This window comes from Streptomyces sp. NPDC058279, assembly GCF_042881255.1.
Taxonomy (GTDB): Bacteria; Actinomycetota; Actinomycetes; order Streptomycetales; family Streptomycetaceae; genus Streptomyces.
Genome location: NZ_JBHVYA010000012.1, coordinates 94,440 through 113,768, shown reverse-complemented (window position 1 = coordinate 113,768; position 19,329 = coordinate 94,440). Strand labels below are relative to the sequence as shown.

The 19,329-nt window shown below is 71.8% G+C and carries 23 protein-coding genes; 21 read left to right on the top strand and 2 right to left on the bottom strand.

The features are described from left to right. Position 1: 1 nt before the first annotated feature. Positions 2 to 679 carry a methyltransferase type 11 gene (locus tag ACFVXJ_RS22495; protein ID WP_389664077.1) on the bottom strand — a complete coding sequence of 226 codons (678 nt, stop codon included), beginning with the start codon at positions 677 to 679 and terminating at the stop codon, positions 2 to 4. Positions 680 to 824: 145 nt separating this feature from the next. On the opposite strand from ACFVXJ_RS22495, the gene proS reads away from it, so the two are divergent. From proS to ACFVXJ_RS22405, 18 genes are all read left to right on the top strand, one after another. After that, complete coding sequence (gene proS / locus ACFVXJ_RS22490) at positions 825 to 2,237, top strand: proline--tRNA ligase (protein WP_389664075.1); 1,413 nt, start codon at positions 825 to 827, stop codon at positions 2,235 to 2,237. 203 nt (positions 2,238 to 2,440) lie between these two features. Then, positions 2,441 to 3,040, top strand: a complete 600-nt coding sequence (locus tag ACFVXJ_RS22485; RefSeq protein WP_389664074.1) for a hypothetical protein — start codon at positions 2,441 to 2,443, stop codon at positions 3,038 to 3,040. A gap of 308 nt (positions 3,041 to 3,348) precedes the next feature. Continuing rightward, on the top strand, positions 3,349 to 3,789 hold the full coding sequence (gene rpsP, locus ACFVXJ_RS22480; protein WP_136213353.1) for a 30S ribosomal protein S16: 441 nt from the start codon (positions 3,349 to 3,351) through the stop codon (positions 3,787 to 3,789). A 2-nt stretch (positions 3,790 to 3,791) separates the two neighbouring features. Further along, positions 3,792 to 4,031, top strand: coding sequence for an RNA-binding protein (locus ACFVXJ_RS22475; protein ID WP_007266827.1), 240 nt, complete (start codon positions 3,792 to 3,794; stop codon positions 4,029 to 4,031). Positions 4,032 to 4,112: 81 nt separating this feature from the next. After that, on the top strand, positions 4,113 to 4,712 hold the full coding sequence (gene rimM, locus ACFVXJ_RS22470; RefSeq protein WP_389664071.1) for a ribosome maturation factor RimM: 600 nt from the start codon (positions 4,113 to 4,115) through the stop codon (positions 4,710 to 4,712). Then, positions 4,712 to 5,533, top strand: coding sequence for a tRNA (guanosine(37)-N1)-methyltransferase TrmD (gene trmD, locus ACFVXJ_RS22465; protein WP_389664069.1), 822 nt, complete (start codon positions 4,712 to 4,714; stop codon positions 5,531 to 5,533). Before rimM ends, trmD begins: the two co-directional genes overlap by 1 nt. Positions 5,534 to 5,666: 133 nt before the next feature. Continuing rightward, entirely contained in the window at positions 5,667 to 6,017 is a 351-nt protein-coding gene (rplS, locus tag ACFVXJ_RS22460; protein ID WP_136213356.1) for a 50S ribosomal protein L19, read from the top strand. Between the two features lie 43 nt (positions 6,018 to 6,060). After that, positions 6,061 to 6,783, top strand: coding sequence for a signal peptidase I (gene lepB / locus ACFVXJ_RS22455; protein WP_389664067.1), 723 nt, complete (start codon positions 6,061 to 6,063; stop codon positions 6,781 to 6,783). Further along, positions 6,776 to 7,663 (top strand): signal peptidase I, encoded by an 888-nt coding sequence (gene lepB, locus ACFVXJ_RS22450; RefSeq protein ID WP_389664065.1) that lies wholly within the window; start codon positions 6,776 to 6,778, stop codon positions 7,661 to 7,663. The genes lepB (ACFVXJ_RS22455) and lepB (ACFVXJ_RS22450) overlap by 8 nt, the downstream gene beginning before the upstream one ends. Positions 7,664 to 7,776: 113 nt before the next feature. After that, positions 7,777 to 8,673 carry a signal peptidase I gene (gene lepB, locus ACFVXJ_RS22445; RefSeq protein ID WP_389664145.1) on the top strand — a complete coding sequence of 299 codons (897 nt, stop codon included), beginning with the start codon at positions 7,777 to 7,779 and terminating at the stop codon, positions 8,671 to 8,673. 43 nt (positions 8,674 to 8,716) lie between these two features. Next, positions 8,717 to 9,517, top strand: a complete 801-nt coding sequence (gene lepB / locus ACFVXJ_RS22440) for a signal peptidase I (RefSeq protein ID WP_389664064.1) — start codon at positions 8,717 to 8,719, stop codon at positions 9,515 to 9,517. Then, positions 9,507 to 10,019 carry an NUDIX hydrolase gene (locus ACFVXJ_RS22435; RefSeq protein WP_389664062.1) on the top strand — a complete coding sequence of 171 codons (513 nt, stop codon included), beginning with the start codon at positions 9,507 to 9,509 and terminating at the stop codon, positions 10,017 to 10,019. The genes lepB (ACFVXJ_RS22440) and ACFVXJ_RS22435 overlap by 11 nt, the downstream gene beginning before the upstream one ends. Positions 10,020 to 10,074: 55 nt before the next feature. Further along, positions 10,075 to 10,383 (top strand): DUF2469 domain-containing protein, encoded by a 309-nt coding sequence (locus tag ACFVXJ_RS22430; RefSeq protein WP_006139554.1) that lies wholly within the window; start codon positions 10,075 to 10,077, stop codon positions 10,381 to 10,383. Positions 10,384 to 10,517: 134 nt separating this feature from the next. Beyond that, a complete protein-coding gene (locus ACFVXJ_RS22425) occupies positions 10,518 to 10,904 on the top strand; it encodes a YraN family protein (RefSeq protein ID WP_389664060.1) in 387 nt (128 codons plus the stop codon). Next, complete coding sequence (locus tag ACFVXJ_RS22420) at positions 10,904 to 12,538, top strand: YifB family Mg chelatase-like AAA ATPase (RefSeq protein WP_389664059.1); 1,635 nt, start codon at positions 10,904 to 10,906, stop codon at positions 12,536 to 12,538. Before ACFVXJ_RS22425 ends, ACFVXJ_RS22420 begins: the two co-directional genes overlap by 1 nt. Next, positions 12,535 to 13,935: a DNA-processing protein DprA gene (gene dprA / locus ACFVXJ_RS22415; RefSeq protein ID WP_389664057.1), complete on the top strand. Its 1,401-nt coding sequence runs from the start codon at positions 12,535 to 12,537 to the stop codon at positions 13,933 to 13,935. The genes ACFVXJ_RS22420 and dprA overlap by 4 nt, the downstream gene beginning before the upstream one ends. A gap of 209 nt (positions 13,936 to 14,144) precedes the next feature. Next, a complete protein-coding gene (gene whiG / locus ACFVXJ_RS22410; RefSeq protein ID WP_361308889.1) occupies positions 14,145 to 14,984 on the top strand; it encodes an RNA polymerase sigma factor WhiG in 840 nt (279 codons plus the stop codon). Positions 14,985 to 15,100: 116 nt separating this feature from the next. Then, the gene (locus ACFVXJ_RS22405) at positions 15,101 to 15,640 is read left to right on the top strand and encodes a TetR/AcrR family transcriptional regulator (RefSeq protein WP_389664143.1); all 540 of its coding nucleotides are present in this window, start codon (positions 15,101 to 15,103) and stop codon (positions 15,638 to 15,640) included. Between the two features lie 45 nt (positions 15,641 to 15,685). Here ACFVXJ_RS22405 and ACFVXJ_RS22400 read toward each other — a convergent pair whose 3' ends face one another. Next, positions 15,686 to 16,195, bottom strand: coding sequence for a murein hydrolase activator EnvC family protein (locus ACFVXJ_RS22400; RefSeq protein WP_389664055.1), 510 nt, complete (start codon positions 16,193 to 16,195; stop codon positions 15,686 to 15,688). A 251-nt stretch (positions 16,196 to 16,446) separates the two neighbouring features. Between ACFVXJ_RS22400 and rpsB the strand changes: the two genes are divergently transcribed. The 3 genes from rpsB (at position 16,447) to pyrH (ending at position 19,254) form a co-directional block, all read left to right on the top strand. After that, on the top strand, positions 16,447 to 17,343 hold the full coding sequence (gene rpsB, locus ACFVXJ_RS22395; RefSeq protein ID WP_389664053.1) for a 30S ribosomal protein S2: 897 nt from the start codon (positions 16,447 to 16,449) through the stop codon (positions 17,341 to 17,343). Positions 17,344 to 17,476: 133 nt separating this feature from the next. After that, on the top strand, positions 17,477 to 18,313 hold the full coding sequence (tsf, locus tag ACFVXJ_RS22390) for a translation elongation factor Ts (protein WP_361308883.1): 837 nt from the start codon (positions 17,477 to 17,479) through the stop codon (positions 18,311 to 18,313). 161 nt (positions 18,314 to 18,474) lie between these two features. Then, the gene (gene pyrH / locus ACFVXJ_RS22385) at positions 18,475 to 19,254 is read left to right on the top strand and encodes a UMP kinase (protein WP_389664051.1); all 780 of its coding nucleotides are present in this window, start codon (positions 18,475 to 18,477) and stop codon (positions 19,252 to 19,254) included. The last annotated feature ends 75 nt before the right edge of the window (positions 19,255 to 19,329 follow it).

Sequence of the window (19,329 nt, the reverse complement as noted above, 5' to 3'; positions counted from 1 at the left end):
CCTACCGGGCGCGGGCGATCACGTAGCGGAAGATGTTCGGCAACCACACGGAGCCGTCCGGCCGCTCGTACGGGTGAAGCGCCTCGGTCAGCTCCTTCTCGACCTGCGCCGGGTCGGAGGCGGACTCGTACAGCCCTGTCGAGAGCAGTCCCCGTACGGCACTGTCCACGTCCGCGTAACCGAACGGGCAGAACACCCGCCCCGACCCGTCCGGCACCAGGCCCGCGCCGGTCACCAGCGCGTCCAGGTCCCGCGGCGACGGGCCGCCGCCCAGCACCGCCGGGACCGTGCACCGCTCCGCCGGCCCCCAGCCCGCCAGGACCACCGCCCCGCCCCGACGTACCGCGGGCAGGGCCGCCGCCAAGGCCGCGCGGCCGGGCGAGAACGCCAGCAGGACGTCGTACGGGCGCGCGGTCGACGGCGGTTCCGGCCGTACCTCCAGCAGCCGCTCACGCGCCAGGGCGCGCTGCGCCGCGTCCGCCTCCACACCGGTCACGCAGGCCCCGCGCCGCTGGGCCAGCAGGAGGGCCAGCCCCGCCCCGCACCCCAGGCCGAGCAGCCGGGCGCCGGGCCCGACCTCCAGCCGGTCGTAAACCGCCTCGTACAGCGGTACCAGCATCCGTTCCTGGATCTCCGCCCAGTCCCGGGCGACGAGCGTCGTCGTCGGCGTCGATGTCATCGAATGAGCGCTCCTGATTCCATGTCGCCCCCTAGGAGGTTTCCCCTGGCCCCCGTTGCCAGGGAACTCCCCATCGGGCCCCGCGTCCAGAGGAGTGCGCCACCCGATTCACGCATCGAGCGCCCGGCGCCGTACCATTCGCGCCATGGCAAAGGCACCCGTTCTCACCCCCCAGGCGGAGGATTTCCCCCGCTGGTACCAGGATCTGATCAACAAGGCCGAGCTGGCCGACAACGGTCCGGTACGCGGCACCATGGTCATCCGGCCGTACGGCTACGGGCTGTGGGAGCGGATGCAGCAGGAGATGGACGCGCGCATCAAGGACGCGGGCGCCCAGAACGCGTACTTCCCGCTGTTCATCCCGCAGTCCTACCTGACGAAGGAAGCCGAGCACGTCGAGGGCTTCGCCCCCGAGCTCGCGGTCGTCACGCACGGCGGCGGCAAGGAGCTGGACGAGCCGGTCGTCGTCCGGCCCACCTCCGAGACGATCATCAACGACTACTTCTCCAAGTGGGTCCAGAGCTACCGGGACCTGCCCCTGCTGATCAACCAGTGGGCCAACGTGGTGCGCTGGGAGATGCGCCCGCGCGTGTTCCTCCGGACGAGCGAGTTCCTCTGGCAGGAGGGCCACACCGCCCACGCCACGTACGAGGACGCCCGCGACTACGCGGCGCGCATCCACCGCGACGTGTACGGCGACTTCATGACCAACGTGCTCGGCATCGACGTCGTGCTCGGCCGCAAGACGGCCAAGGAGCGCTTCGCCGGCGCCATCAACACCCTCACGCTGGAGGGGATGATGGGCGACGGCAAGGCCCTGCAGCTCGGCACCAGCCACGAGCTGGGCACCAACTTCGCCAAGGCGTTCAACACGCAGTACCTGTCGAAGGAAGGCAAGCAGGAGCTCGTCTGGCAGACCTCGTGGGGCGTCTCGACCCGCATGGTCGGCGGCCTGATCATGTCCCACGGCGACGACAACGGCCTGCGGGTGCCGCCGCGGCTCGCGCACGTCCAGGTCGTCGTCATGGCGATCAAGGGCGACGAGGCCGTGGCCAAGGTCCGCGAGCTCGGGGCGCAGCTGAAGGCGGCCGGCATCCGGGTCCAGGTCGACGACCGCGTGGACACCCCCTTCGGGCGCCGCGCCGTCGACTGGGAGCTCAAGGGCGTACCCGTGCGCGTCGAGATCGGCCCGCGCGACCTGGAGAACGGCACCGCGATGCTGGCCCGCCGGATCCCGGGCGGCAAGGAGGCCGTGCAGATCTCCGCGCTGGCCGACCTGCTCCCCAAGGTGCTGGAGGAGGACCAGGCGCAGTTGCTGCGCGAGTCCCGCGAGCGCCGCGAGGCCCGTACCTCGGACGTCGCCACGATCGAGGAGGCCGCCGAGGCCGCCGTCGCCGGTGGCTGGGCGCGCATCCCGTGGGCGGACCTGGGCCCGGAGGGCGAGGCGAAGCTGGCCGAGCAGGCCGTCTCGGTGCGCTGCCTGATCGCCGAGGACGGCTCGGTCCCGGAGGCGGACGACGCCCCCGGCACCCTCGCCATCGTGGCGCGCTCGTACTGATCGCCCCTTGATCGGCTCCTACGCCCCCGGCGTGCGGTTTCCCCCGCGCGCCGGGGGCGTAGTCGTCCTTACGTACCGACTCCTCCGGGGATATGCGCACCCGTCCTCGTCGCGACGCATCAGAGTGAACTGACTGGTACGTGCAAAAAATTTGCAATGGCCCGGAATCGGAACACCGGGGCACCCCGGCTCGTTGTCACGACGTGAGCACGACACCACCTGTTCTCGCCGCAGAGCTGGCGCAGGCGTGGGCCGATATTCAGCGGTACCACCCCGAGCTGCCTGACCTTGCCGCGCCCGAGTCCCTGATCGGAGAGTCGTCGTCCGCCTGTGGCGCCGAGCTCTCCTTCGAGCGACTGCTGCACGAGGCAGTCCACGGCATCGCAGCCGCCCGTGGAGTCCGCGACACCTCGCGGGCCGGCCGCTACCACAACCGCAGATTCCTGGCGATCGCCGAGGAGATGGGGCTGGACCATTCCGAAGAGCCGCACGCCAGCAGCGGTTTCTCCCTGGTCTCGCTCAGCCCCGAGGCGAAGAAGCGCTACCGCCCCACCATGGAGCGGCTGCACCGGGCCCTCAAGGCGCACACGGTCGCCACGGCCGCCGACACCAAGCGCAGCTTCCGCGGGCCGGCCGCCCGGCACGGCTCCTCCGGCGGCGGCGTGCGGGTCAAGGCGGTCTGCGACTGCGGGCGCAACGTGCGGGTCGTCCCGTCGGTGCTGGCCCAGGCGCCCATCGTCTGCGGTGGCTGCATGAAGCCGTTCCGCATCCCCGAGGTGGCCGTCTCGGTCGCCGCCTCCTGACCCGGCCGCGCGGGCGAGCGGGCGGGCGGCCTGTCGTGCCGCCCGGCCCGGTGCTCCGCCGCCCGGCCCGGCGGGCGGTCGACCGGCCGCCGTGGGTCCCGGGCGGGCTCCGTGGTGTCCGGCCGCCCGCTCCGCCGCCCCTACGGCCGAGCGCGCCGCGGGCATGTGGCACAATGGCTAGCTGTACTCGACAGTCGCACAGGACCCCTCTCTCCTCCGGCTGACGCGTCCATCGGGCACCCGAGTACCGCAACCCCACGTGGCATCTCATGTGCCCAACCACGTCAAGTTCAGGAGACACCACTCCAGTGGCAGTCAAGATCAAGCTCAAGCGTCTCGGCAAGATTCGCCAGCCGCACTACCGCATCATCGTCGCCGACGCCCGCACCCGCCGGGACGGTCGCGCGATCGAGGAGATCGGTATCTACCAGCCGACCTACAACCCGTCGCGCATCGAGGTCAACGCCGAGCGTGCGCAGTACTGGCTGTCCGTCGGTGCCCAGCCCACCGAGGCTGTGCTCGCCATCCTGAAGCTGACCGGTGACTGGCAGGCCCACAAGGGTCTCCCCGCCCCCGCGCCGCTGCTGCAGCCGGAGACGAAGGAGAGCAAGCGTCGCTCCTTCGACGAGTTCGCCAAGGCCCTCGAGGGCATCGGCGAGGGCAAGGGCGAGGCCATCACCCAGAAGGCGAAGAAGGCCGACAAGAAGGCGGACGAGGCTGAGGCCGCCGCCGAGTCGACCGAGGCCTGATCATGCTCGAGGAGGCTCTTGAGCACCTCGTGAAGGGCATCGTGGACAACCCCGACGACGTGCAGGTCGCCTCGCGCAACCTGCGCCGCGGTCAGGTGCTCGAGGTCCGGGTCCACCCGGACGACCTCGGGAAGGTGATCGGCCGCAACGGCCGCACCGCACGTGCGCTGCGCACCGTCGTGGGCGCCATCGGCGGTCGGGGGATCCGCGTCGACCTCGTCGACGTGGACCAGGTCCGCTGAAGAGTTGAACCACCGGCACGGGCCGGGGAGGGCGAATGCGCCCGCCCCGGCCCGTCGTCGTCTGAACAGGAGACATAGACAGTGGAGCTGGTAGTCGCGCGGATCGGCCGCGCCCACGGGATCAAGGGTGAGGTCACCGTCGAGGTGCGGACCGACGAGCCCGAACTGCGGCTCGCGCCCGGCTTGGTGCTCCGCACGGAGCCGGCGTCGGCGGGCCCGCTGACCATCGAGACGGGCCGGGTGCACAGCGGACGGCTGCTGCTGCGCTTCGAGGGCGTGAAGGACCGCACCGGTGCCGAGGCGCTGCGCAACACCCTGCTGATCGCCGAAGTGGACCCGGCGGAACTGCCGGAGGAGCCCGACGAGTACTACGACCACCAGCTGATGGACCTGGACGTGGTGCTGGAGGACGGGACGGAGATCGGCCGGATCACCGAGATCTCCCACCTGCCCTCGCAGGACCTGTTCATCGTCGAGCGGCCCGACGGCAGCGAGGTGATGATCCCCTTCGTCGAGGAGATCGTCGCGGAGATCGACCTGGAGGAGCAGCGCTGCGTCATCACGCCGCCGCCCGGCCTGATCGACGACCGCGCGGAGGTCGTGTCCGGCCGTGACGCCGACGAGGCCGAAGCCGCGGGCACCGGGGCCGCGGGTGACGAAGCGGCCGGGGACGACGCCTGATGCGTCTGGACGTCGTCACGATCTTCCCCGAGTACCTGGAACCGCTGAACGTCTCCCTCGTCGGCAAGGCGCGGGCGCGCGGACAGCTCGACGTACACGTGCACGACCTGCGTGACTGGACGTACGACCGCCACAACACGGTCGACGACACCCCCTACGGCGGCGGTCCCGGCATGGTCATGAAGACCGAGCCGTGGGGCGAGGCGCTGGACGCGGCGCTCGCCGACGGGTACGAGACCGGCGCCCACGGCCCGGTCCTGGTCGTCCCCACGCCCAGCGGGCGCCCCTTCACCCAGGAACTGGCCGTCGAACTCTCCGAGCGGCCGTGGCTGATCTTCACCCCGGCCCGGTACGAGGGCATCGACCGCCGGGTGATGGACGAGTACGCCACGCGGATGCCGGTGTACGAGGTCTCCATCGGCGACTACGTCCTGGCCGGCGGCGAGGCGGCCGTCCTGGTCGTCACGGAGGCCGTCGCCCGGCTGCTGCCCGGGGTGCTCGGCAACGCCGAATCGCACCGGGACGACTCGTTCGCCCCGGGCGAGATGGCCAACCTGCTGGAGGGGCCCGTCTACACCAAGCCCCCGCAGTGGCGCGGCCGGGGCATCCCCGACGTCCTGCTGAGCGGGCACCACGGGAAGATCGCCCGGTGGCGGCGGGACGAGGCGTTCCGCAGGACGGCCCGCAACCGGCCCGACCTCATCGAGCGCTGCGACGCCTCCGCCTTCGACAAGAAGGACCGGGAGATCCTGAGTCTGCTGGGCTGGCAGCCCACCCCCGACGGCCGATTTTGGCGTAGGCCGCGGACCGTGGAAGAATAGGCGGCTGTTGTGTGCTCGCGTACGCCCCTGCCACAGGGGGACCGTCGTCCGCGAGAGGGCGCAGCTCCCGAATTCTCTACGGAAATCCGCACCGGCGGCCTGTGGCGTCGTGCGAAGAAAGCAGACGAAGAACATGTCTCACCTGCTCGATGGCGTCAACGCCGCCTCGATCCGCTCCGACGTCCCGGCCTTCCGCCCGGGTGACACGATCAACGTGCACGTCCGCGTCATCGAGGGCAACCGCTCCCGTATCCAGCAGTTCAAGGGTGTTGTCATCCGTCGCCAGGGCTCTGGCGTCTCCGAGACCTTCACCGTTCGCAAGGTCTCCTTCAGCGTCGGTGTCGAGCGCACCTTCCCGGTGAACTCCCCGATCTTCGAGAAGATCGAGGTCGTCACCCGCGGTGACGTGCGTCGCGCCAAGCTGTACTTCCTCCGTGAGCTCCGCGGCAAGGCCGCGAAGATCAAGGAGAAGCGCGACCGCTGATCTCCTCTCCGGGTCCCGGGGGCGGCCGGATAGGCTCCCCCCGATGGACACCGAAGCAGAGCTCACACAGCGCGGCCGCTCTTCCCCCGACGAGGGGGAGGGGCGGCCGCGCCGTGCGTTGGCCCCGAGCGGGCTGACCTGGCGGCGGGCCGGGCTGCTGGGGCTGATCTGCACGGTCTTCGTGCTGCTGCTCGGCAACTTCGTCGTGCAGCCGTTCCTGATCCCGAGCCGGTCGATGGAACCGACGCTGCGGGTCGGGGACCGGGTGCTGGTCAACAAGCTGGCGTACCGTTTCGGCGACCGGCCGAAGCGCGGCGACGTGGTCGTCTTCGACGGCACGGGCTCCTTCGTCCCGGAGGGACCGCAGGGCAACCCGGTCGGCGCAGCCCTGCACGGCGCGGCCTCGGTGCTCGGGCTCGCGGAGCCCTCCGACACCGACTTCGTGAAGCGGGTCGTGGGCGTCGGCGGCGATGACGTGGTGTGCGACGAGAACGGCCGGCTGAAGGTCAACGGGGTCCCGGTGGACGAGCCGTACCTCTACCCCGGCGACACCTCCTCGAAGGTGCCCTTCCGCATCGTCGTACCGCTTGGGACCCTGTGGGTCATGGGCGATCACCGGTCTCAGTCGCGGGACTCCCGGGACCACCTGGGCGAGCCCGGCGGGGGGATGGTGCCGGTGGACAAGGTGATCGGGCGGGCCGACTGGATCGGCTGGCCCGTCTCGCGCTGGGGCGCGACGGGGAGCGCGGGGGGCGGACATGGGTAGCCGGGGGAGGCCGAGAGGCCGGCGGGGTCCCGAGCGGGACCCCGAGCCGGAGCCGGAGCCCGAGACGAGTGCGGCGGCGCCGCCCCGGCCCGAGCCCCAGCCCGAGGGAGGCCGGGCCGAGCGGCGCCGGCTGGCGCGTCGGGTCCGGCGGCGCAGACGGACCCGCAGGGCGGGGGAGCTGCCCCTGCTGGTGGTGGTCGCGCTGTGCATCGCCCTGCTGCTGAAGACCTTCCTGGTGCAGGCGTTCTTCATTCCGTCGGGTTCGATGGAGCAGACGATCCGGATCGGTGACCGGGTCCTGGTCGACAAGCTCACGCCCTGGTTCGGCTCCAAGGTCGAGCGGGGCGATGTCGTCGTGTTCAAGGACCCGGGCGGTTGGCTCAGGGGCGAGGCGGCCCGGCCGGCCAAGGACCCGATCGTCGTCAAACAGATCAAGCAGACCATGACCTTCATCGGGTTGCTGCCCTCGGCGGACGAACAGGACCTCATCAAGCGGGTCATCGGCGTCGGCGGGGACGAGGTCGCCTGCTGCGACGCCCGGGGGCGGATCACCGTCAACGGGACGCCGCTGGATGAGCCGTACGTGAACCCGGGCAACTCCCCGTCGGAGATCCGGTTCGATGTCAAGGTGCCGCGGGGACGGCTGTTCGTGATGGGGGACCACCGGGCCAACTCGGCCGACTCCCGTTACCACCTCGACGAGGGGTTCCAGGGCACGATCGACGAGAACGGAGTGGTGGGACGGGCCGTGGTGATCGCCTGGCCCTACGGCCACTGGCGCGAGCTGGAACAGCCCGCGACCTTCCTCACGGTGCCCGACGAGGCGCGGCGCGGGCGGCGCGGACGCGCGGGACGGCGTCGGGGTGCGCGGTTCGCATAGTGTGTCCTCGGTCTCCCGCGCCTTAGGGAACTCCCGCTCGTTAAGGGAGGGGAGGGCCCGTGTCCGTACCGGCACGGGCGGCGAATCCGAGTGAGGGAGTGGATGTGGGGGATGTGGCGGTAGGCGCGCGGTCCGGACGCGACGAGGGTGACGAGCGGCCGGAGGACGGCGTCGAGGGCGAGACCGAGAACGGCGGTGAGGGCGCGCGCCCCCAGCGGTCGTTCTGGAAGGAGCTGCCGCTCCTGATCGGCATCGCCCTGCTGCTGGCCCTGCTGATCAAGACCTTCCTGGTGCAGGCGTTCTCGATCCCGTCGGAGTCGATGCAGAACACCCTCCAGCGCGGCGACCGGGTACTGGTGGACAAGCTGACCCCGTGGTTCGGCTCGGAGCCCGAGCGCGGTGAGGTGGTGGTCTTCCACGACCCCGCCAACTGGCTCGCGGGCGAGGCCACCCCGGAACCGAACTTCGCGCAGAAGGCCCTCAGCTGGATCGGTCTGATGCCGTCCGCCGAGGAGAAGGACCTGATCAAGCGGACGATCGCCATCGGCGGGGACACGGTCGAGTGCAAGCGCGGCGGACCGGTCGTCGTCAACGGCAAGCCGCTGGACGAGCCGTACATCTTCCCGGGCAACACCGCCTGTGACGACGCCCCGTTCGGCCCGATCACCGTGCCCAAGGGCAAGATCTGGGTGATGGGCGACCACCGCCAGAACTCGCAGGACTCCCGCTACCACATGCAGGACTCGACCCAGGGCTTCGTGCCGGTCAAGGACGTCGTCGGCCGGGCCGTGGTCGTCGCGTGGCCGGTGACCCGCTGGGCGACCCTCCCGATCCCGGACACCTTCGACCAGCCCGGCATCGGCAACCAGGCCAAGGCCGCGGCGCTGGGTCTGGACGCCTCGGGACTGGCGCCGGTCGGCCTCGCGCCGGCGGCCCTGGGCCTCACGGGCGCGGTTCCGGTCGTCCTGTGGCGCAGGCGGAAGCCGGCCGGCAGCCGTACCGCCGGGTAGGGTGCCGCCCAGGTCGACGATCCCGGAGTGTGGGGGCGCTGCAATGGGCGGAACACGAACGAGCGGTACACAGGTCATACGAGGTGGCGGCACCGGCCGCGGCGGTCTCGGCAACGTCTTGTCGGGAATCGCCGTGGCCGTCGGCTTCGTGCTCTTCCTCGGCGGTTTCGTCTGGGGCGCGCTGACGTATCAGCCCTACACGGTGCCGACCGACTCGATGGTGCCGACCGTGCGGCCCGGCGACCGGGTCCTCGCCCAGCGCATCGACGGCGACCAGGTGCGCCGAGGTGACGTCGTCATCTTCACCGATTCCGTGTGGAGCAACTCGCCCATGGTCAAGCGGGTGGTCGCGGTCGGCGGCGACACCGTGAAGTGCTGCGGCGCGGGCGGAAAGCTCACCGTGAACGGCAAGGAGCTGGACGAGCCCTACCTCGACGACTCCCACGTCACGCCACTGGACCCGGCGACCGTCCCGGTCCCGGGCGGCGCTTCCGACACCAACTTCGAGGTCAAGGTTCCGCAGGGCAACCTCTTCCTGCTCGGCGACCACCGCGCGGCCTCGCTGGACTCCCGGGCGCACCTCCAGGAGAGCGGACAGGGCACCGTGGCCCGCTCGGCGGTCAGCGCCCGGGTGGACGCGCTGGCGTGGCCGTCGATGTCGATGGTGGAGCGCCCCCGCGCGTACGCCGCGCTCCCCGGCGGGACCTCCCGGCCCGGCCCGCTGCGCCTCCAGCTCGCCGCGGTCGTGGCCGGGGCCGCCCTCGTGCTGCTGGGGGCCGCCTACGGGCCCCTGACCCGGGTGCTGGGGCGCGGGCGCCGGCGGGAGCGCGGCGATGTCCGCTGACCCGGCCACGATGCGCACCGACCCGGTCCGCAAGGTGTCCCGGGTCGTCCTCCTCGACCCGCGCGACCGCATCCTGCTGCTGCACGGCTTCGAACCGGGCGACCCGTCGAACGACTGGTGGTTCACCCCGGGCGGCGGGGTCGAGGGCGACGAGACGCGTGAGCAGGCCGCGCTGCGGGAACTCGCGGAGGAGACCGGCATCACCGAAGTGGAGCTGGGGCCGGTGCTGTGGCAGCGGTACTGCGCCTTCCCCTTCGACGGGCGCCGCTGGGAGCAGGACGAGTGGTATTTCCTCGCCCGCACGGCCCGGACCGCGACGGTGACGACCGGCTTCACCGAGCTGGAGCGGCGCACCGTCACGGGAGCGAGGTGGTGGACCTCCGAGGAACTTCTGTCGGCACGTGAGACGGTGTACCCGACCAGACTCGCCGGGCTGCTCCGTACGCTGCTCGACGACGGTCCTCCGGGTGCGCCGGTGGTCCTGGCCCCGGAAATCGTTTAGGGGCACGGGGGTCTGGCGCACAATAGGGGGACGCACGGCTGAAGGGGAACATGCCATGAGTGCCGAGGACCTCGAGAAGTACGAGACCGAGATGGAGCTGAAGCTCTATCGGGAGTACCGCGACGTCGTCGGTCTGTTCAAGTACGTGATCGAGACGGAACGCCGTTTCTACCTCACCAACGACTACGAGATGCAGGTGCACTCGGTCCAGGGGGAGGTCTTCTTCGAGGTCACCATGGCCGACGCGTGGGTCTGGGACATGTACCGTCCGGCCCGGTTCGTGAAGCAGGTGCGGGTGCTGACCTTCAAGGACGTGAACATCGAGGAGCTCAACAAGAGCGACCTCGAACTTCCCGGGAGCTGATCCGTCCGAGGGCCGTGTGCGAGCCCTTGTGTCACCCACGGGGGTGACCGGGTTTTCCACAACGCCGCGGTTGTCCACCAAGATCCACACAGGGGGCGGGAGCGCGGGATCGTCGGTGCCGGAGGTGGTGCCGGATGAACGCGAAGAGCGCGGCGCAACAGGCATTGGGCCGGTACGGCGAGGAACTCGCGGTACGGCGGCTCACCGAGTCCGGGATGACGGTGATCGCCCGGAACTGGCGATGTCGGAGCGGGGAGATCGACATCGTCGCGCGGGACGGGGACTGCCTCGTCGTGTGCGAGGTGAAGACGCGCAGCTCGGGGGCGGCCCGGCAGACGGTGTTCGAGCATCCGATGGCCGCCGTCCGGGCCGGCAAGGCCGAGCGGTTGCGCCGGCTCGCCGGGCGCTGGCTCGCCGACCACGGGGGGCCGCCACCGGGCGGAGTGCGGATCGACCTCGTCGGAATCCTGCTGCCGCGGCGCGGCGCGCCCGTGGTGGAGCACGTCAGGGGGGCGGCCTGATGGGGTTCGCGCGGGCCTGCTCGGTGGCCCTGGTGGGGGTCGAGGGCGTGGTCGTCGAGGTGCAGGCCGACCTGGAGCCGGGCGTCGCGGCCTTCACCCTGGTGGGGCTGCCCGACAAGACGCTGGTCGAGAGCCGGGACCGGGTGCGGGCCGCCGTGGTCAACTCCGGCGCCGCCTGGCCGCAGAAGAAACTCACGGTCGGACTCAGCCCGGCCTCCGTACCCAAGGGGGGTTCCGGGTTCGATCTCGCCATGGCCGCCGCTGTCCTGGGGGCGGCCGAGGTGGTCGAACCGGGTGCCATCGCCGATCTCGTCCTGATCGGGGAACTCGGTCTCGACGGCGGGGTGCGGCCCGTGCGGGGCATCCTGCCCGCCGTCCTGGCCGCCGCCGAGGCGGGCTACCGGCAGGTGGTGGTGCCACAGCAGTGCGCCGCCGAGGCGATGCTCGTCCCGGACGTCAGCGTGCTCGGCGTTCGCAGCCTGCGGCAGCTGATCGCCGTCCTGACCGACGGGGAGGTTCCCGAGGAGGAGGACCGTCCGGGCGTCGGGCGGCCCGATCCGATACTGGCCGGGCTGCTCGTCCCCGGCGCGGGGCTGGGTACCGGCATCGCCCGCGGCGGCGGGGCGGTGGGCGACGGGCCGGACATCCCGGACCTCGCCGACGTCGCGGGGCAGTACGCGGCCCGCCGGGCCTTGGAGGTGGCCGCCTCGGGCGGACACCACCTCTTCCTCAGCGGTCCGCCGGGCGCGGGCAAGACGATGCTCGCCGAGCGGCTGCCCTGGATCCTGCCGCCGCTCACCCGTCAGGATTCCCTGGAGGTGACGGCCGTCCACTCGGTCGCGGGAATCCTGCCGCCCGGCGAACCCCTGCTCGCGAGGCCGCCGTACTGCGCCCCGCACCACTCCGCGACCATGCAGTCGCTGGTCGGTGGTGGGGCCGGGGTGCCCCGGCCGGGGGCGGTCTCCTTGGCCCACCGCGGCGTGTTGTTCCTGGACGAGGCCCCCGAGTTCGGCTCGAAGGCGTTGGACGCCCTGCGCCAGCCCCTCGAAGCGGGGCACGTGGTCATCGCCCGGGCCGCCGGGGTGGTAAGGCTGCCGGCCCGGTTCCTGATGGTGCTCGCGGCCAACCCCTGTCCGTGCGGGCGGCACACGCTCCAGGGGGCCGGCTGCGAATGCCCGGCCTCGGTGGTCCGGCGCTACCAGGCGAGACTGTCCGGGCCGCTGCTCGACCGGGTCGACCTCCGTGTCGAGGTGGAGCCCGTGACCCGCTCCGACCTGCTGGGGCAGGGCGGTCGGGGTGAGGCCACCGCGGTGGTGGCCGACCGGGTCCGCGAAGCCCGGGACCGGGCCGCCGCCCGGCTCGACGGCACCCCGTGGCGGCTCAACTCCGAGATCCCAGGGCACGAGCTGCGCACCCGCTGGCAGGCCGGCCCGGGGGCGCTGGCCCAGGCCGAGCGGGACCTGGAGCGGGGGCTGCTCACGGCGCGGGGGCTGGACCGGGTGCTGCGGGTCGCCTGGACCGTGGCCGACCTGCGCGGCAACGACCGTCCCGACGCGTTGGACGTGGCCGTCGCGCTGGAGTTGCGCACCGGGATCGCACGCGGGGCGACGGCGGCCATGGGAGCCGGGTCATGAGCGCCGTGCGGGAACCGGACGCCGCCGGACCGGACGCCGCCGAACCGGACGCCGCTCACCCGGATCCGGCTCACCCGGATCCGGCTCACCCGGATCCGGCTCGCCCCGATCCGGCTCATCCGGACGCGGCTCACCCCGATCCGGCTCATCCGGACGCGGCTCACCCGGACCCGGCCGGGAGGGACCGGGGCGAGCCGGACGCCGCCGAGGTGGGCGGTGCCGAGCCGGGGCCCGAGTTGTTGGCCCGGGCGGCGCTGACCCGGGTGCTCGAACCCGGCGACGAGCACGGCGGGCGGTGGCTGCGGGAGTTCGGCGCCGTCGGGCTGATACGGCTGCTGACCGGGACCACCGACACCGGCCCGGGGGCGGAACGCCTGGTCGGGGTGGGCCCGGAGCGGCTCGCCGGATACCGCAGACGGGCCGCCCTCGCCGACCCCCGGCGGGATCTGGCGGAGGCCGCCGAGGCCGGGGTGCGGTTCCTCTGCCCCGGGTCGGCGCGGTGGCCGACCCAGCTCGACGACCTGGGCGACGCCCGACCCGTCGGACTGTGGCTGCGCGGCGGGGCGGACCTGCGGACCTGGGCGCTGCGCTCGGTCGCCGTGGTCGGGGCCCGGGCCTGCACCCCGTACGGGGCGCACATGGCGCAGACCCTGGCGGCGGGTCTGGCCGAGCGCGGCTGGGTGGTGGTCTCCGGGGCGGCATACGGGATCGACGGAGCGGCCCACCGGGGAGCCCTCGCCGCCGGCGGCGCCACGGTCGCGGTCCTGGCCTGCGGGGCGGACGTGGCCTATCCGCGCGGGCACGCCGGACTGCTCGGCCGGATCGCCGGCCAGGGCCTCGTCCTGGGCGAGCTGCCGCCCGGCAGCCACCCGACCCCGAGCCGGTTCGTGCTGCGCAACCGGGTCATCGCCGCCCTCACCAGGGGCACGGTGGTCGTGGAGGCGGCCGTACGCAGCGGCTCCCTGGTCACCGCCCGCCGGGCCCGGGAGCTGGGACGCCTCACTATGGGCGTCCCCGGGCCCGCGACCAGCGGACTCTCGGCCGGGGTGCACGAACTGCTGCGCGGCGAGGCCGTGCTGGTCACGGACGCGGCGGAGGTGATCGAGCTGGTCGGCGGCATGGGCGAGCTGGCTCCCGAGCGGCGCGGCCCGGTGCTGCCCCGGGACCTGCTGGACCCGGCCGCCGCCCGGGTCCTCGAAGCACTCCCGGCGGGCCGCCCGGCAGGCGTGGAGGAGGTGTCCCTCGCCGCCGGCGCCGGCACCGATGAAGTCATCGGCAGACTGTACGAACTTCACTCTCTGGGGTTCGTCGAACGGCAGGGCGACGACTGGCAGTTGACCGCACACGGACCCCGAGGAGGCACTCGAACCGGTGGCGCCCGGCGAGGCGGTCATTGACCTGGGGCGTTCCGGTGAAAGAGTGACGCCGATGAGAGACGCGGTCTTCCCGAGGGCGGTTGTCGGGACCGTGCGCGAGGCGCCGGTCCCGGCCCGCCCGTGCCGGTCGGGGCGCCCATGCGGCCCCGCGCCATCCCGTACTCTTCGCGCACCGCGACACTTCCGTCACGCTACGCTCCCAAGGAATCCGGCTCCGGCAAAGGCGAAGCATGCCCCAGCACACCTCAGGGTCTGACCGCGCTGCGGTGCCCCCCGCTGCCCGCGGCGGCAGTGTGCGGTCCACCGCGCCCTCGTCCCTGGAGGTGCTGTGGCGCTCGTACAAGGACTCGGGGGACGAGCGGCTGCGGGAGCAACTGATCCTGCACTACTCGCCGCTGGTGAAGTACGTGGCCGGCCGGGTCAGCGTGGGCCTGCCGCCCAACGTCGAGCAGGCCGACTTCGTCTCCTCCGGTGTCTTCGGCCTCATCGACGCCATCGAGAAGTTCGACATCGAGCGGTCCATCAAGTTCGAGACGTACGCCATCACCCGGATCCGCGGCGCCATGATCGACGAGCTGCGGGCGCTGGACTGGATCCCCCGCTCGGTCCGGCAGAAGGCGCGCGCCGTGGAGCGGGCCTACGCCACGCTGGAGGCCCAGTTGCGGCGCACCCCGACCGAGCACGAGGTGGCCGGGGAGATGGGGATCGGGGTGGAGGAGCTCCACACCGTCTTCAGTCAGTTGTCGCTGGCGAACGTCGTGGCCCTGGAGGAGCTGCTGCACGTCGGTGGCGAGGGCGGCGACCGGCTCTCGCTGATGGACACCCTGGAGGACCACGCCGCCGACGACCCGGTGGAGGTGGCCGAGGACCGCGAGTTGCGCAGGCTGCTGGCCCGCGCGATCAACACGCTGCCGGATCGGGAGAAGACGGTCGTCACCCTCTACTACTACGAGGGCCTCACCCTCGCCGAGATCGGCAACGTGCTGGGCGTCACCGAGAGCCGGGTCAGCCAGATCCACACCAAGTCCGTACTCCAACTGCGCGCCAAGCTCGCGGACGTCGGCCGGTGAAGGCGCGGCGGCTCGACGCCGCCGCCCCGTCGAAGACCCGTGTCCGGACGGCCGTTGCTCCGTAGAGTGGTCGGGTGCCAAGGATTCGAGCGGCCTCCGTGGCCGAGCACCGGTCGATGCAGCGCCGCGCCCTGTTGGACGCCGCCCGTTCCCTGCTGTCCGAAGGCGGTACGGAGGCGCTGACCTTCCCCGCCCTGGCGCAGCGCACCGGGCTCGCCCGGTCCTCGGTGTACGAGTACTTCCGCTCCCGCGCGGCGGTCGTCGAGGAGCTGTGCGCGGTGGACTTCCCCGTCTGGGCGGCCGAGATCGAGGCGGCGATGGAGGCGGCCCCGACGCCCGAGGCGAAGATCGAGGCGTATGTCCGCAGCCAGCTCGGGCTGGTCGGGGACCGGCGCCACCGGGCGGTGGTGGCGATCTCCGCCGGGGAGCTGGACGCCGCCGCGCGGGAGAAGATCCGCGCGGCGCACGGCGGACTGGTCGCGATGATCGTGGAGGCGCTGGCGGCCCTCGGCCAGGCGGAGCCGAAGCTGGCCGCGATGCTGTTGCAGGGGGTCGTGGACGCGGCGGTCCGGCGGATCGAGCTCGGCGCCGCCGAGGACCCGGGCGTGGTGACGGAGGCGGCCGTCGCGATGGCCCTGCGGGGTGTCCGGGGCTGAGCGGGTGGCCTCGCACCGTAGACCCGGAGAGAGGCCGCGCCTGCGTCAGGCGCCGTCCGGCCGTGCGGTGGGCAGCAGTCTCGGGGTGGTGCGCGGGACCAGGGTCAAGGGGTTGAGGTAGGTCTCGCCCGCCAGCAGACCCCAGTGCAGGCAGGGCTCCGTACAGTGGGCGCCCTCCGTCAGCACCGCCACCACCTGGCCCGCCGTGACCTCCTCGCCCTCGGCCACGAGCGGCCGGACCGGCTCGTACGTGGTCCGCAGGCCGCCCGGGAGGGTGAGGGAGAGCACCCCGCGGCCCGCGACCTGCCCGGCGTAGAACACCCGACCGGGCCCCACGGCGCGCAGCTCCGCCCCCACCGGCGCCGCCAGGTCCACCCCGCGGTGACCGGCCGCGTACGGCGTCGGCGGCGGGTCCCACCATCGCGTCACCACCAGGGGCGCCGGCAGCGGACGCACCCCGGCGGGGGCCGTGGGGGTACCGGCGGGGGCCACGGCGGCAGGGGAGGCGAGCGCCTGGGACAGCGCCACGAGCAGGCTGAGCAGCAGAGTCGTCATACGGGAGAGCGTCCCGCGCGGCCCGTGCGCGCCGCCCGGGCCTGTGGACAACCCGGACGGTGTGGACAAGCGCGTCACCCGGCATACCGCCGGGTCCCGTACACTTCTTGTGGCGATCCGGGTCACCGGGTCGACTTCGCACGCCCCAGCACCGGCTCGTCAGACCAGGTGAGAGCGTCTCTCGGTCCCCTCCTCGGGGGCAGGACGCGGCGGGGCGTCAGGAACCAAACCGAGAAAACAAGGAGATGGCCATGGCCGTCGTAACGATGCGGGAGCTGCTGGAAAGCGGCGTCCACTTCGGTCACCAGACCCGTCGCTGGAACCCGAAGATGAAGCGCTTCATCTTCACCGAGCGCAACGGCATCTACATCATCGACCTGCTCCAGTCGCTGTCGTACATCGACCGCGCCTACGAGTTCGTGAAGGAGACCGTCGCGCACGGTGGCTCCATCATGTTCGTCGGTACCAAGAAGCAGGCCCAGGAGGCCATCGCCGAGCAGGCGACGCGCGTCGGCATGCCGTACGTCAACCAGCGTTGGCTCGGTGGCATGCTCACCAACTTCTCCACCGTCTACAAGCGCCTCCAGCGTCTGAAGGAGCTTGAGGCGATCGACTTCGAGGACGTCGCCGCCTCGGGTCTCACCAAGAAGGAGCTCCTGGTCCTCTCCCGCGAGAAGATCAAGCTGGAGAAGACCCTCGGTGGTATCCGCGAGATGTCGAAGGTCCCCAGCGCCGTCTGGATCGTCGACACCAAGAAGGAGCACATCGCCGTCGGTGAGGCGCGCAAGCTCCACATCCCGGTCGTCGCGATCCTCGACACCAACTGCGACCCCGACGAGGTCGACTACAAGATCCCGGGCAACGACGACGCGATCCGCTCCGTCACCCTGCTCACCCGCGTGATCGCCGACGCCGTCGCCGAGGGCCTCATCGCCCGCTCCGGTGCCGCGACCGGTGACTCGAAGCCGGGCGAGAAGGCCGCCGCCGAGCCGCTCGCCGAGTGGGAGCGCGACCTGCTCGAGGGCGAGAAGAAGGCCGACGAGCCCGCCGAGGCCGCTCCGGCCGAGGCCGCTGTCGAGGCCCCGGCCGCCGAGGCCGAGACCGAGACCGTCGTCGAGGCCCCGGCCGCCGACGCCGAGCAGGCCTGACCCACTGAGGGCGCCCGGCGTTCACGCGCCGGGCACTCGCAGCACGGACGATGACGGCGGGGGAGTCGCGCCTGAGCGCGACTCCTCCGCCGCTCACCCTGGATCTACGACTTCGAGAGAGAATCCAAGACTCATGGCGAACTACACCGCCGCTGACGTCAAGAAGCTCCGCGAGCTCACCGGCGCCGGCATGCTGGACTGCAAGAACGCGCTCGTCGAGGCCGACGGCGACGTCGAGAAGGCCAACGAGATCCTGCGCGTCAAGGGCCTCAAGGGCGTTGCCAAGCGTGAGGGCCGCTCCGCGGAGAACGGCGCCGTCGCCTCCCTGATCGCCGCCGACAACGCCTCCGGCGTCCTGGTCGAGCTCAAGTGCGAGACCGACTTCGTGGCCAAGAGCCCGAAGTTCCTCGCCGTGGCCGACGAGCTGGCCCAGCACGTGGCCGCCACCAAGCCGGCGGACATCGAGGCGCTGCTCGCCTCCGAGATCAAGCCCGGCCAGACCGTCCAGGCGTTCGTGGACGAGGCCAACGCCAACCTCGGCGAGAAGATCGTCCTGGACCGCTTCGCGCAGTACGAGGGTGCCTTCGTCTCCGCGTACATGCACCGCACCATGCCCGACCTGCCCCCGCAGATCGGTGTCCTGGTCGAGCTGGACAAGGCCGACGCCGACCTGGCCAAGGGCATCGCCCAGCACATCGCCGCCTTCGCGCCGAAGTACCTCTCCAAGGAGGACGTCCCGGCCGAGGTCGTCGAGAGCGAGCGTCGCGTCGCCGAGGAGACCACCCGCGCGGAGGGCAAGCCCGAGGCCGCCCTTCCCAAGATCGTCGAGGGTCGCGTCAACGGCTTCTTCAAGGAAGCCACGCTGCTCGGCCAGCCGTACGCGCTGGACAACAAGAAGTCCGTCCAGAAGGTTCTGGACGAGGCCGGTGTCACGCTGGTGCGCTTCAGCCGCATCAAGGTCGGCATCTGAGTCCGTCCGTACGCGACGGACACCGGACCCCGGTAGGGTCTGAAGCAGTCGTCCGCGCTCGCGCAGGGCGACCGCAGATCTGACGAGGAGGCCATTGCCGTAGAGGGAACCGCGAGGACCCACCGGCAATGGCCTTCTTCGTATGTGCACGAGGAGATCCCATGAATCAGGGCGTGGACCCCCACACCGCTTCCGACGACAAGAGCCACCACGACAAGAAGGGCCGCCGCTTCATGCTGAAGCTGTCGGGTGAAGCCTTCTCCGGCGGCGGCGGGCTGGGCGTCGACCCTGACGTCGTGCACGCCATCGCGCGTGAGATCGCCGCCGTGGTCCGTGACGGCGCGGAGATCGCGATCGTCATCGGCGGCGGCAACTTCTTCCGCGGCGCCGAGCTCCAGCAGCGCGGCATGGACCGTGCCCGTTCCGACTACATGGGCATGCTCGGCACGGTGATGAACTGCCTCGCCCTCCAGGACTTCCTGGAGAAGGAGGGCATCGACAGCCGCGTCCAGACCGCCATCACCATGGGCCAGGTCGCGGAGCCCTACATCCCGCTGCGTGCCGTGCGGCACCTGGAGAAGGGGCGCGTCGTCATCTTCGGCGCCGGCATGGGCATGCCGTACTTCTCCACCGACACCACGGCGGCCCAGCGCGCCCTGGAGATCGACGCGGAAGCCCTGCTCATGGGCAAGAACGGCGTCGACGGGGTCTACGACTCCGACCCGAAGACCAATCCGGACGCGGTGAAGTTCGACGCGCTGGAGTACAGCGAGGTGCTGTCGCGGGACCTCAAGGTCGCCGACGCCACCGCCATCACGCTGTGCCGCGACAACCGGCTCCCGATCCTGGTCTTCGAGCTCCTCGCCGAGGGCAATATCGCCCGGGCCGTCAAGGGTGAGAAGATCGGCACGCTCGTGAGCGACCAGGGCACCAGGGTCTGACCGCCCGGCCGCCGGGCCCGCGCCCGCAGCGGACCGGCCCGGCCGGCCCGCCCCGCCTGAACCATCCATATCTGA